The sequence below is a fragment of the Klebsiella sp. GFKo11 genome (genome assembly GCF_056490265.1).
Genome location: NZ_CM151369.1, coordinates 3,392,739 through 3,404,725 on the forward strand (window position 1 = coordinate 3,392,739; position 11,987 = coordinate 3,404,725).

12 protein-coding genes are annotated in these 11,987 nt (G+C 53.3%); 3 read left to right on the top strand and 9 right to left on the bottom strand.

Annotation, left to right across the window (positions count from 1 at the left end):
- Positions 1-75: 75 nt before the first annotated feature.
- Positions 76-1,128, top strand: a complete 1,053-nt coding sequence (locus AC07P6_RS16530; RefSeq protein WP_478313758.1) for an alpha/beta hydrolase family protein — start codon at positions 76-78, stop codon at positions 1,126-1,128.
- Here the strand turns inward: AC07P6_RS16530 and AC07P6_RS16535 are convergent.
- The 6 genes from AC07P6_RS16535 to glsB all read right to left on the bottom strand — a co-directional run bounded on the left by AC07P6_RS16535 (position 1,070) and on the right by glsB (position 7,428).
- Positions 1,070-2,110: a helix-turn-helix domain-containing protein gene (locus tag AC07P6_RS16535; RefSeq protein WP_434658977.1), complete on the bottom strand. Its 1,041-nt coding sequence runs from the start codon at positions 2,108-2,110 to the stop codon at positions 1,070-1,072. The two genes, AC07P6_RS16530 and AC07P6_RS16535, sit on opposite strands and share 59 nt — an antisense overlap.
- Before the next feature lie 313 nt (positions 2,111-2,423).
- Positions 2,424-3,875: a tagaturonate reductase gene (locus AC07P6_RS16540; RefSeq protein WP_478313760.1), complete on the bottom strand. Its 1,452-nt coding sequence runs from the start codon at positions 3,873-3,875 to the stop codon at positions 2,424-2,426.
- A gap of 114 nt (positions 3,876-3,989) precedes the next feature.
- Positions 3,990-4,517 (bottom strand): GNAT family N-acetyltransferase, encoded by a 528-nt coding sequence (locus tag AC07P6_RS16545; RefSeq protein WP_304258876.1) that lies wholly within the window; start codon positions 4,515-4,517, stop codon positions 3,990-3,992.
- Between the two features lie 78 nt (positions 4,518-4,595).
- Positions 4,596-6,020: a GGDEF domain-containing protein gene (locus AC07P6_RS16550; RefSeq protein WP_478313762.1), complete on the bottom strand. Its 1,425-nt coding sequence runs from the start codon at positions 6,018-6,020 to the stop codon at positions 4,596-4,598.
- Positions 6,021-6,127: 107 nt separating this feature from the next.
- The gene (locus AC07P6_RS16555) at positions 6,128-6,502 is read right to left on the bottom strand and encodes a DUF4186 domain-containing protein (RefSeq protein ID WP_182238475.1); all 375 of its coding nucleotides are present in this window, start codon (positions 6,500-6,502) and stop codon (positions 6,128-6,130) included.
- A complete protein-coding gene (glsB, locus tag AC07P6_RS16560; protein WP_182238473.1) occupies positions 6,502-7,428 on the bottom strand; it encodes a glutaminase B in 927 nt (308 codons plus the stop codon). Before glsB ends, AC07P6_RS16555 begins: the two co-directional genes overlap by 1 nt.
- Positions 7,429-7,622: 194 nt before the next feature.
- On the opposite strand from glsB, the gene AC07P6_RS16565 reads away from it, so the two are divergent.
- On the top strand, positions 7,623-8,162 hold the full coding sequence (locus tag AC07P6_RS16565; protein WP_478313765.1) for an RNA 2'-phosphotransferase: 540 nt from the start codon (positions 7,623-7,625) through the stop codon (positions 8,160-8,162).
- 33 nt (positions 8,163-8,195) lie between these two features.
- Here AC07P6_RS16565 and AC07P6_RS16570 read toward each other — a convergent pair whose 3' ends face one another.
- Positions 8,196-8,738: an AAA family ATPase gene (locus tag AC07P6_RS16570; protein ID WP_304258867.1), complete on the bottom strand. Its 543-nt coding sequence runs from the start codon at positions 8,736-8,738 to the stop codon at positions 8,196-8,198.
- 269 nt (positions 8,739-9,007) lie between these two features.
- On the opposite strand from AC07P6_RS16570, the gene ansP reads away from it, so the two are divergent.
- The gene (gene ansP, locus AC07P6_RS16575; RefSeq protein WP_304258865.1) at positions 9,008-10,468 is read left to right on the top strand and encodes an L-asparagine permease; all 1,461 of its coding nucleotides are present in this window, start codon (positions 9,008-9,010) and stop codon (positions 10,466-10,468) included.
- Between the two features lie 46 nt (positions 10,469-10,514).
- On the opposite strand, the gene AC07P6_RS16580 is transcribed toward ansP, so the two are convergent.
- Both AC07P6_RS16580 and yncE read right to left on the bottom strand, forming a co-directional pair.
- Positions 10,515-10,736, bottom strand: a complete 222-nt coding sequence (locus tag AC07P6_RS16580) for a YgdI/YgdR family lipoprotein (RefSeq protein WP_112216843.1) — start codon at positions 10,734-10,736, stop codon at positions 10,515-10,517.
- A gap of 140 nt (positions 10,737-10,876) precedes the next feature.
- Complete coding sequence (gene yncE / locus AC07P6_RS16585) at positions 10,877-11,938, bottom strand: 7-bladed beta-propeller protein YncE (protein ID WP_478313767.1); 1,062 nt, start codon at positions 11,936-11,938, stop codon at positions 10,877-10,879.
- Between the last annotated feature and the right edge of the window lie 49 nt (positions 11,939-11,987).

Below are 11,987 nucleotides of genomic sequence, written 5' to 3' on the forward strand. Positions count from 1 at the left end.
GATCGTGTTCCAGGACGCCGAAACAAGACGCTTCAGGTATCAAGGTGACACATTCATCGCAATCGGGGTTACATCATGTTCAGAACGTGGATTTTTTTATTATCGACCTTATTCTTTTGTCTCCAGGCGCATGCCAGCACCGGCTTTCGTCAGATAACGCTCCCCGGTTCAGGGCCTGACACCGTGAAAGTGACGCTGTGGTATCCCACTGTGATGCCTGGAAAAATGGAGCGTGTGGCAGACAATCCTGCTTTTGTTGGCATTTCCGTTATTCGCAACGCGCAGCCAGTACCTGGCGCACATCCTCTGTTAGTGCTGTCGCACGGCTATAACGGAAATTGGCGAAATCTGTCCTGGCTCGCTACCGCTATGGCCGCCCAAGGATATATCGTTGCGGCACCGGATCATCCAGGGACCACCACCTTTAACCAAAACCCCATTGAGGCAAAAAAGTTGTGGCGGCGTCCACAGGACATCACGCGGGTGATTAACTTCGTGATGAGCTCGCCCAATTTGGTTGGTGAAACAGATAAGAGACGCATTGCCGCCGCTGGCCACTCGCTGGGGGGCTGGACGGTCATGGAACTGGCCGGTGCTCGCTTCGACACAGCTCGTTTTAAGCAAGACTGCCAACAGCATCCGTTGCGCGGTGATTGCAAAATCGCGCAAAAACTCGGCATAAATGAACCACAGTCTCCGGAGAAACTTGCTGCGAACTTGCAAGATAAGCGAATTAAAGCGATCGTTTCTCTCGATCTCGGAATGGTGCCTGGATTTACCCCACAGAGCCTGCACACTATCAACATTCCGGTCCTGCTCCTGGCAGCCCAGAGTGATGCACTGGCCGCACTCCCTGCCAAACAGGAGTCAGGGTATCTTGCTAGCGAAATCCCCGATCGATGGGCAAAGTTTGAGTTGGTTAATGGCGCGACACATTTCAGTTTTATGCAATTGTGTAAGCCAGGAGCCGTGGCGCTTATTGAAGAGGATTCTCCCGGCGACGGTATCGTCTGCCAGGACGGTGAAGGGGCAAATCGGGCCTCCATCCATCAAATAGTGGCCCAAAAGGTCATGGTATTTCTGAACTCGTCGCTTGATTATCGCGCGCCTGTTGACGAAAAGCAGTAGGCGACATACCGCAAATACGCTGAAACTCGCGGTTAAAATTGGATTTGGTGGTAAATCCCGAATCCAGCATGATTTCAGTCACGGGCTGCGGGCTGCTGAGTAGCAACGCCTGCGCCCGTTCAATCCTGAAACAGTTAATCCACTGCGATACGTTGCACTGACATAATGCGTTGACCGCAGCTGAAAGCTGACGTGCAGGAATTCCCGTTTTTCTGGCCAACAAATTTAATGTGAGGTCGGGATTAAGATAGATTTGCGTTGCGCGAACCTTTTCCTCAAGTATCACATAAATCTCATTCTGCTCGCCCGCGGGTTGTGTGGGCGGTTCGGGAGTGACTTCTTTGTTGAGAGGTGCATTGGATACGGCGGTGGTTCTTCCCGCACTGATAATGGCAAAACCAATTAACGGCAGTAGCATGGCCTGAAACAACGCCACGATAGCGGGAGCTTGTCTGCCGCCGGTCATACTGAAGTCAAAAGCGATAGTGAGATCGGTCAATGCGGATATACACAGAAAGCAACCGGCAAAAAAAGCCATCCGCGTTGTCTGCAAGGATTCACTGAGTCGGCTGAAGATAAAGATATCGTCCCCTCGCCATGCGACCCACATCAGGCCGCATCCGTAGCTGAAAAACAACAGGAACAGCACCATATCGGTCGCTGTGGGCCAAATTCCCTCGATAAGTAAGGTGATGATGACCGGGCCGACCAGCCATGATAAATAGCGTGGTCGTTTCATTTCTGTCAACGACATAAAACTGTGCCAGGCGATAGGTGGTAACAAGACTGCCATCATAGCCTGAAGATTTCTCAGCGCGACTGAATCATACTCCCAGCGCAACATGCTGACAGAAAGAAGCAATATGCATGCGCTAAGAAATTGTACCGTACCGCGGTGATGAGGTTTGCCTGAGAAAAGAGCCATGGCAAGTAGGATAAACAGTGCGAGCAAGGTCACCACGGGAAACGGTACAGAAACCATACGAGTCATTCCAGAACAGAAAGTAATGCGGATTTTTACATATATTGAAGAGCGTTGTCTCTCCTGATGTCAGGATTCATCTCCCTGTTTTCCTTCAGTGCTCTGCCAAGCTTTACGAGCAGGGTCTTTCAGACCGGTGATATTAAATAAAGCATTCAGTATGTTGTAACTAATTTAAGCGCAAAACTAACCCGGCGGTAGCCGGGTTGAGATCGATAACAAATCAGCTTCAGGCATTGTGCCTGGATAATCGCCGGGTGGCGGCCGCCGCCTTACCCGGCCTGCAAAATCCAGCGTGCGGTCTTTAAGAACATCAGCACAGCGGTTTAACCGCCGCACGCATGCCATCGCGCAGAATAGCATCCAGATCCTGCGTAACCTGCTCTACCAGGCCAGAAACTTTAGTCAGATCCTGCTCCCAGTGGGATTCAACGGACAGCACCGCTTTCACCAGTTCACCGGTGCTGATTTGCGCATCACGATGCTGGGCCCACAGCGCCTGATAGCTTTCCATCCATTCAGCGTCATCCTGCACCGGATAGCTCTCGCCGTTACGCTCACCGCGGTAAAACGCGATCAGCGCCGCCAGTGCAAAAGTCAGACGTGCCGGGAGCTTGCCGCCCTTCGTCTGCCCCGCCAACAGCTGTGGCAAAATACGGGTGCGATATTTAGTCATCCCGTTAAGGGCGATAGACAGGAGCTGGTGCTTGATGTACGGGTTACGGAAGCGCCCGGTTACCGCGCTGGCGAAAGATTCCAGCTCATCACGCGGCAGGTCGAGAACCGGAATGATCTCTTCATAAATCGCCTTCTCGACGAAAGAACAGATTTCAGTGTCATTCATCGCCTCACCAACGGTATCCAGGCCAGCCTGGAAAGCGACCGGCACCAGCGCAGTGTGCGCACCGTTAAGAATGGCGACTTTGCGCTCTTTATACGGCTTAATATCGTCAACGATCAGTACGTTAAGCGCCAACTTGTCGAGGCGTAGCTCCGCGGCCAGGGATTTTGGTCCCTGAATCACAAACAGGTAGAAGTGCTCTGCGGTGTCAAGGAAACCATCTTTATAGCCCAGTTGCTCTTCAATCTGCGCCGCTTCATCACGCGGATAGCCGGTAACAATGCGGTCCACCAGCGTGGAACAGAAGGCGTTAGCCTCATCCAGCCAGGTCAGGAACGCTTGCGGCAACGCCCACTCCTGCGCGTAGCGCAGCACCAGTTCACGCAGCGCTTCGCCGTTATAATCAATCAGTTCGCAAGGGATGATGACCCAGCCCTTATCCGCCGCACCGGAGAAATAGCTGTAGCGCTCAAACAGCAGGCGGGTCAACTTCGCCGGATAGCTGACCGCAGGCGCATCATCGAAACGGTCGCCTGCGTGGTAGCTGATGCCCGCTTCAGTGGTATTGGAAAACACAAACCGCATATCAGGGTTATGCGCCAGGCGCAGCAACTCATCGTAATCCGCATAGGCGCTGATTTCCCGGTTTACAGAACGAATCAGCCTTGCATCGCTGACCGCTTCGCCCTTCTCATTCAGGCCACGAATGATCGTGGTATAGAGACCATCCTGAGTACTGAGCGACGGTGGGAATGAACTCTCAATCGGACGCACGATCACCACCCCAGAATTCAGGTTGGTATGCTCGTTCAGCAGATCGATCTGCCAGTCGATAAACGCGCGCAGAAAGTTGCCTTCGCCAAACTGGATGATACGTTCAGGGTACTGCGCGCCCGGGAAATCGCGACGGTTTAATGTTTTCACAAGGGTTCCCTCATAGAGTAGTCATACAACCTGAGTAATTGGTCCAATAAGTTATCAGGTTTTTACATGAGTGAAACCCTGTTTTGATCAAAGCTGTATGCAATATCAAATTTATTATAGAAATTTATAGAACAGAGACGTCGCGGTCAGCTCTCCGTCCGGCATCAGCGCATAGCGCGGAATTTCCCCAGCTTTTTCCCAACCGCATTGAAGATAAAAGTTTTCTGCGCCACTGCCCGTCGCCGTATCCAGCACCAGAACGCTCTTACCCTGCTCACGCGCAATCTCTTCCAGCCGGTTCATCAGTGCGTTAGCCAGCCCCTGTCGACGTGCATTTTGGTGAACCAGAAGTTTGGCGACGTCGGCACGGTGCGGTTGGTTTTCCGGTTGGTCGGTGATTAGCTGTACTGTACCGACCAACCGCTGCTGCGCATCTACCGCCGCGAGGATGGTACGCTCCCCGGCGGCAACGCTCTGCGCCATTCTCTGCCAGAATGCCGTCGCGGTTTGCGGATTAAAGGGCTGCATAAAGCTCACCGACGCCCCGCCGTTGACGCAACTGACGAGGATGTCGGTTAATTGAGAAAGGTGTTCGTGAATATCGTCACGCGACAGCGTGCGCAGAGAAAAGGATGTGGTCATAAGTAACTCCTTGAAATCGACCACACCACTATGTTTTTAACGTATATTTAACACAACAATATTTATCATCGCGTTTTCTTATAGCGTGCTTTCAGCCAGCTTTTCCGTACAGATCCGGTTACGCCCAGCTTTTTTCGCCCGAATCATATAATCATCAGCATCCATTAATAGCTGATTAAATAGATCGTTCACCCGCGCAGCGCCGAGCTGTCGGCTCTCCATTCCCATACTGATAGTCAGTTTGATCTGGCTTTGACCCCAGGTAAAGGTTTGCGATTCGATGCCCTGGCGAATTTTCTCCGCCAGTAGTTGTCCTTCCTGCTCTGAGGCCGTTAACGCCGCGACCACGAACTCTTCGCCACCAATACGCGCCACCATGCCCTGTTCACCCGCCAGCAGCCGCACCTGCTGTGCAAACTGGGCCAGCACGCAATCACCGCACTCATGCCCCCACCGATCGTTGACCTGTTTAAAGCCGTCGATATCCAGCACCATGACCGTTAATAGATTTTCGGATGATAATGGCCGACGCTTCAGCGCTTCGCTTAAACCGGAACGGGAATAAACGCGCGTCTGGAAATCAAAATCAGCACGCAGCGCCAGCTGTTTCATCAAGTTATTAATCGCTTCGACGCTGGAGGCAACAATAATCGGGCTAATCAGCATTGCCGCTATGCCAAGCCGGGTCGAGAAGAGCTGCCACGGCTGCATCCGCGTATCGTGCGAGAGATGGATAAGCGAGTTAGCCACCAGCAAAATTTCGCTAATTCCGGTAATAAAGGTCAACAGGCAGGTTAGCGGTAAGGGGTACCGAATGGCACACCAAATCAGCGCCGGTAGCGGAAAAGTAATGCTCCCCGCCCCGCCAACGGCGACGCCGAGAATAATCGACAACACCAGGGCAATAGCCGGCAGCAGCTGACGCAAGCGAAAACGGCCAAATGCCGAGGGCAGCGTCAGTGTCAAAACAAACGGCAGAATCAGCACGGCTGTTGAAAACTGTTCGCTAAACCAGTCCGCCAGTTGGGGAATAAAGGTGGCGCGTTCAACATCCACCGACCCCAGCGCACCCACGGCGGCACACAACAACGCCGCCAGCAAACAATAGCAAAACAGACTCAGCGCGTTAATCGGGCCAGGCATTGAATCCGTTCGCCGTTTGTCCCACAGAATCAACTGAGCAAGGGTGACAATAAAAACAATATTGGAGAAATTAATCAGGAAGGAAGCAAAGCCCATTCCCCAGCGCGAAGTTAAACCGTCATAAACCAGCATGGCGGCAAAACAGACGGCGTAAAAATAACTGCGATTTAGCCAAATATAACGTGCGAAAATACCCGCCATTACCGCATTCAGCGGCCAAAAGAAGGACAGTTCCTGAACCAGACGCAGCATCGCGCCAAAGAAATGCAGCAGTAGCGTTAACGTGAACAAGACCAGCGCATCGCGCACGGGTTGTTCCTCACGAAACAGCGTGAATGACCGAATCGACAGTGGAGACATTCATGATTATCCGTCTAATTGTTTCAGGCAATTATTATGTTAATAATTAGTTAGCACGGCATCATATCATGAGAATAATTATCAGGCATACACCGACGCCTGATGAATTAAAGCGAGCGTTGGTCGGGAGAATTCATCTGGATGACCAGCCAGTGGTGAATGACCTGCACCACGTAGCGCTGCTCTTGCTCGCTAAGTCTCCGTCCTTGCGGGATGGCATGCCACTTTTCCAGACACCCGCGACAGCAGGTAGCGGTGGCGTGTTGCGCAATAAACACCGGATGCCCACGCATTGGGGTTTGTTTACCATCGTTAGGTATTTCAGCAGGAGCCAACCGCTTGCCGATAAAATCGGCGGCGTGCTGGTCAATAACGTCCGCCCCTTTATCATAGCAATACTGCCGCTCCTTAACGCCAAGGCGAAATCGGGAGCGAAAAGTGGAACGCTGAAGGCGAGAAAATAGAGTGTCGATTGGCACCATCAGAACACCGACCTCCCCAGTTTTTGGGTGAGTTTTTCCAGTAAAGCGATACCGGCCAGCGAGTTCCCGGCTTCGTCAAGCTCCGGGCTCCACACCGCAATCGCCATCTCCTGCGGGACGATAGCCACAATCCCCCCGCCAACGCCGGATTTCGCCGGTAAACCAACGCGCCAGGCGAATTCACCGGCGTTCTGGTACATGCCGCTGGTCATCATCAGCGCATTAACCTGGCGTGATTGAATCGGTGCAATAACCGGCGACGTAAGGTGCGGAGCAATGCCGCTATCGGCAAGAAACAAGAACGTGCGCGCCAGTTCGACACAGCTCATCTCCAGCGAGCAGTAATGGAAGTAATTTTGCAGCACCGTCGCAACATCGTTATGAAAGTTGCCGAACGATTTCATCAGCCACGCGATGGCGGCGTTACGCGCCGAGTGGTCAAATTCGGAACGGGCCACCACCGGATCATAGGCAATATCGCTCACGCCGCTCAGGCGACGGACGATTTCCAGCATTCTCTGACGCGGCGCGCTAAGACGGCTTTGCAGCATATCGCAGACCACCAGCGCCCCGGCATTAATAAACGGATTGCGCGGTTTACCCTGTTCGATTTCCAGCTGCAACAGCGAGTTAAATGGCTGCCCGGAAGGGTCTTTGCCCACTCGCTGCCAGATCTCCTCTTCCTGATAGTGGTTCATTGCTACTATCAGGCTCAGCACTTTCGAGATAGATTGGATAGAGAAACGCTCGTGAGCATCACCAGCGCTGTAGTGTTGACCATCCACCGTACAGATAGCAACGCCGAGCTTATCGCCGCTGACGCTGGCCAGCGCCGGAATATAATCCGCCACCTTGCCGCGCCCAATCAGCGGCCTGACTTCAGCCAAAATGGCATCGAGCATTGCGTTATTGATTATTGTCGCCACACGCGGCTCCTTGCCAACATCAAAATTCGGGCTGCAATTATAGGCGCACAGGGAGTGAAGAAACAGCCTCTTTCTGCCTCTTCCGACCGTACGTTATGGCTCATCGCGGATAAAAAAACCATTGATCAAAGTTACAAGTAATATAAAAACACGCTAATCATTCCCCCTCAACAAGGAAGCAAGGGTTAAATTTAATGAGCAAATCACATACAGAAGTGAGTAAATTTTTAAGTTATGTCTTACGCCATCAGCCCGAAGCCATCGGACTGATACTGGATAACGAAGGCTGGGCGGATATCGACACATTGATTGCCTGCGCGGCCAGAGAACGCGTGCAGCTCGACAGGCAACTCATTCAATCAGTTGTTGAAAACAACGATAAAAAGCGTTTTGCCATTTCAGCCGATGGCCAACGCATCCGCGCGGTTCAGGGGCACTCTTCCCGACAGGTTGATATCACGTTTATTGCAACAACGCCGCCTGAGTTTTTATTTCATGGGACCGCAACGCGATTTGTTGATGCGATCCGTGAGCAGGGGTTGATTCCCGGTGCCAGACAATATGTGCATCTGTCCGACAACGAAACAACCGCGGCTGAGGTGGGAAAACGTTACGGTAAGCCCGTGGTGCTGAAAATTAATGCCTTATCGATGTATAAGCAGAACATTGAGTTTTATCAGGCGGAGAATGGCGTTCGGTTAACGGCGGCGGTGCCCGCGAAGTTTATTGAGTGATAAGACAATCCCGGAGGCGGCGCGCCTCCTGGTTCACGTTCGGCATTGCTGTTGAAGCTCGCGGACCAACGCCTCGGTCTGCTGCTGGTTGCGCAAACGCACAAAGCGAATATGTTGATATTGTGGGTCCTGCATATCCGCCAGATAGCGCTGGCGATTATTACGCCAGGTTTTTAGCGTCCAGAGAATAATGGATTCCCGACTAAAGAAGGAGCGGCGGAAGGTTTCGCAATTGCCGGTGCCGGGCCACAGCTCCTGTCGGCGGCTTGCACGGGAGGCCGCCCGCCATACCGCCTGGCGGAAGGTGCGCCAGAAGCTGTAATCCACCCATACCACCAAATCAACCTCACGCCATTTCACCGAACGGCTGCGGTTGTAGTTGCCGTCCAACACCCAGCCTGGCGCGTCGAGAGCAGCGGCAAGTTTGGCGTAAAACTCATCATCCGGCGTCCCTTGCCACTCCGGCCGCCAGTAAAGCACATCCATTTCGATATAAGGTAGTGACAGTTCCTGAGCCAGCCGACGCGCGAGGGTAGATTTGCCGACGCCGCTGGTCCCTACTACGTTGATTTTCATCGTTGTCTCTCGGGCAAAATGCGGGCTGAGAATAATAGCGCAATAACGTCGCAAGCGATGAGCAAAATTCTCTGACCATTCTCCTGCCGGCAGAAAATAACCGATCTCCTTGATATTTAAGCAAGTGCTGCCCGCTAATGTTTTGCGTGCGTCCATTTTGTGATGCGTGTAGGATTCTCCGCCATGTTGGCTTATCTCATTCACCAGAATGATGGGGGGGCCAGCATCACGAACCACTCATGGACATTGACAGGAAAATAGCAATATCAATGAATACGAAACACACTACTGTGGCGGAGCAGCATGCGGCAAAACGCCACTGGCTGAACTCGCAAGAGTCCGGTTATCACAAGGCAATGGGCAACCGTCAGGTGCAGATGATCGCCATCGGCGGTGCCATCGGTACCGGTTTATTCCTCGGCGCGGGCGCGCGCTTACAGATGGCAGGTCCCGCGCTGGCGCTGGTTTATCTGGTCTGCGGCCTGTTCTCGTTCTTTATTTTACGCGCGCTGGGCGAACTGGTGCTTCACCGCCCTTCCAGCGGCAGCTTCGTCTCCTACGCCCGTGAGTTCCTTGGCGAAAAAGCCGCTTACGTTGCGGGCTGGATGTACTTTATCAACTGGGCGATGACCGGCATTGTCGATATCACCGCCGTTGCGCTGTATATGCACTACTGGGGCGCATTTGGTGATGTTCCGCAGTGGGTTTTCGCCCTTGGCGCGCTGGCGATTGTCGGCACCATGAACATGATCGGGGTGAAATGGTTCGCCGAGATGGAGTTCTGGTTCGCGTTGATAAAAGTGCTGGCGATCGTGGCGTTTCTGGTGGTTGGGACTATTTTCCTCGGCAGCGGCAAGCCGCTGGACGGCAACGCCACCGGCTTCCATCTGATTACCGATAACGGCGGCCTGTTCCCACACGGTCTGCTACCCGCGCTGGTGCTGGTGCAGGGCGTGGTTTTCGCCTTCGCCTCTATCGAGCTAGTAGGCACCGCTGCTGGCGAGTGTAAAGACCCGCAAACCATGGTGCCACGTGCGATTAACAGCGTTATCTGGCGTATCGGCCTGTTCTACGTGGGTTCGGTGCTGTTGCTGGTTTTGCTGCTGCCGTGGAATGCTTATCAGGCCGGGCAAAGTCCGTTCGTCACCTTTTTCTCGAAGCTGGGCGTGCCGTATATCGGCAGCGTGATGAATATCGTGGTGTTAACCGCTGCGCTCTCCAGCCTGAACTCCGGTCTCTACTGCACCGGGCGCATTCTGCGTTCCATGTCGATGGGCGGTTCCGCGCCGCAGTTTATGTCGAAAATGAGCCGCCATCATGTGCCTTACGCCGGGATTCTGGCGACGCTGGCGGTCTACGTGGTCGGGGTATTCCTCAACTATCTGGTGCCTTCGCAGGTATTCGAGATTGTCCTTAACGTCGCTTCGCTGGGGATAATCGCTTCGTGGGGCTTTATCGTGGTGTGTCAGATGCGCCTGCGTAAAGCGATTAAGGAAGGCAAAGCGGCGGACGTCAGCTTCAAAATGCCGGGCGCGCCCTTCACTTCCTGGCTGACTCTGCTGTTCCTGCTGAGCGTGCTGGTATTAATGGCTTTCGACTATCCGAACGGTACTTATACTATCGGCTCGATTCCGCTGATTGCCGTGTTGCTGGTTGCGGGATGGTTTGGCGTGCGTAAACGCGTGCAGGCCATTCATAGCACCGCGCCGGGGATCGAAAAACAGCAGTAAATCACTTTTGCGGTTTGCCCGCAGGGGCAAACCGCGATGACAACCCTTAGTTGTCTTCCACCAGTTGAGCGACATCACTGCTGTTGATCTGGCGTTGGTTGCCGGACTCATCGGTATAGCTGGTCATGCCGGTATCTTTATCCAGCTTCGGCTTACCCTGAGTCACAATCGTCTGCCCGCTTTTTGTTGTCATCACGTAGTTTGAGCTACAGCCCGCCAGAAGAGCCAGCATCGCGCCAGCGCACACAACCATTAATGATTTTTTCATCTTTTCTCCAGGATTAATGCCACCGTCCCGCTTTCGCAGGGAAGAGGTAAGTGTATAACCATTAAATTTATCAGGCTAACAAGGGTTTGTAACAGAGGGTGATATAGGCGAGCAGGAGGGGTTGCCCCCTCCTGAGAAGATTACAGCGCGATGCGGATAACGTCATCCGGCTGGGTCGCTTCTTTCTGACGAGTCGATTCCTGCTTCACGCTGACGTACAGCGTTTTACCATCAGCGGAGAGCGTCAGGCTGTTCGGGTGAGTCGGGGTTTTGAAGGTCTTGACCACTTTATAGCTCTTACCATCAATCACGCTCACTTCACCAGCTTTACGATGCGTCACGTAGGCTTCATTGCGGGTCGGGTTAAACAGCACGGCCAGAGACTCCGGCGCGGCGATTTTCTCCAGCACTTTGCCATCGCGAATATCAACCACCAGCACTTCCGGCTGTTTGCCGTCGGTAATAAAGGCGCGGTGACCAGCAGTATCGAGGCTCAGGTTCAGGTAGAAGTGCTCTTTGCCGTCATCCTGCAGCTTTTTGCGTGACAGGATCTTGTTGCTGGTGCTGTCGATAGTCACCAGCTCGCCATCAGCGTTGGTGGTGTAGATACGATTGGCCTGGACATCCACTGCCAGGCCCGTTGCCATTGAGCCAGTATTAGCAATGGTATCTTTCAGCGTCAGCTTGTCACCATCAACCACCCAGATCACGCTCTCTTTACCGAGACCCGTGATGTAGACAGTATTGGTTTTCTCGTTGACCGCCAGTTCACGCGGGGCCAGCGGGCGTACGGTTTCGCTACGTTCGCGGGAGTCAAGTACCAGACGCCCTTTCACCTTGCCGGTTTTGGCATCAATCGCCGTCACTGTGCTGTCGGTGGTGTTGCCAAACCACAGGGTTTGGGTGGCGTTGTTGATGGTCGCGCCGAACGGTTTCAGGTCGTTATGAATAACCTGAGTCACCTCAAGGGTCGTCGGGTCAAGACGATAAACGATACCGCCTTTATCCAGCGAACGGCTCTGGGACGTGGCAACCCACAGCGCATTTTCTTGCTGGCTATAAGCCATTTCGTATGCGCCCTTGCCGACGGCCTTGCGCAGCATTTCTTCCGCCGCGTGAGCGCTGAAGCTCCCCGCCAGCAGCAATGATGTTAATAACAGTGAACGGCGCAGACGCGGCGCGGACAGATGACGTAATGACATAACGACTCCCTTTGATAAAACAAATATGTGCCTGCTCGACAGTGCTTCC

What these genes read in the sequence shown, in the direction of transcription:
- yncE (WP_478313767.1), bottom strand. Translation starts at nt 11,938, where the DNA reads ATGTCATTACGTCATCTGTCCGCGCCGCGTCTGCGCCGTTCACTGTTA.
- AC07P6_RS16570 (WP_304258867.1), bottom strand. Translation starts at nt 8,738, where the DNA reads ATGAAAATCAACGTAGTAGGGACCAGCGGCGTCGGCAAATCTACCCTC.
- AC07P6_RS16545 (WP_304258876.1), bottom strand. Translation starts at nt 4,517, where the DNA reads ATGACCACATCCTTTTCTCTGCGCACGCTGTCGCGTGACGATATTCAC.
- AC07P6_RS16580 (WP_112216843.1), bottom strand. Translation starts at nt 10,736, where the DNA reads ATGAAAAAATCATTAATGGTTGTGTGCGCTGGCGCGATGCTGGCTCTT.
- AC07P6_RS16565 (WP_478313765.1), top strand. Translation starts at nt 7,623, where the DNA reads ATGAGCAAATCACATACAGAAGTGAGTAAATTTTTAAGTTATGTCTTA.
- AC07P6_RS16530 (WP_478313758.1), top strand. Translation starts at nt 76, where the DNA reads ATGTTCAGAACGTGGATTTTTTTATTATCGACCTTATTCTTTTGTCTC.
- ansP (WP_304258865.1), top strand. Translation starts at nt 9,008, where the DNA reads ATGAATACGAAACACACTACTGTGGCGGAGCAGCATGCGGCAAAACGC.
- AC07P6_RS16550 (WP_478313762.1), bottom strand. Translation starts at nt 6,020, where the DNA reads ATGTCTCCACTGTCGATTCGGTCATTCACGCTGTTTCGTGAGGAACAA.
- AC07P6_RS16535 (WP_434658977.1), bottom strand. Translation starts at nt 2,110, where the DNA reads ATGGTTTCTGTACCGTTTCCCGTGGTGACCTTGCTCGCACTGTTTATC.
- AC07P6_RS16555 (WP_182238475.1), bottom strand. Translation starts at nt 6,502, where the DNA reads ATGGTGCCAATCGACACTCTATTTTCTCGCCTTCAGCGTTCCACTTTT.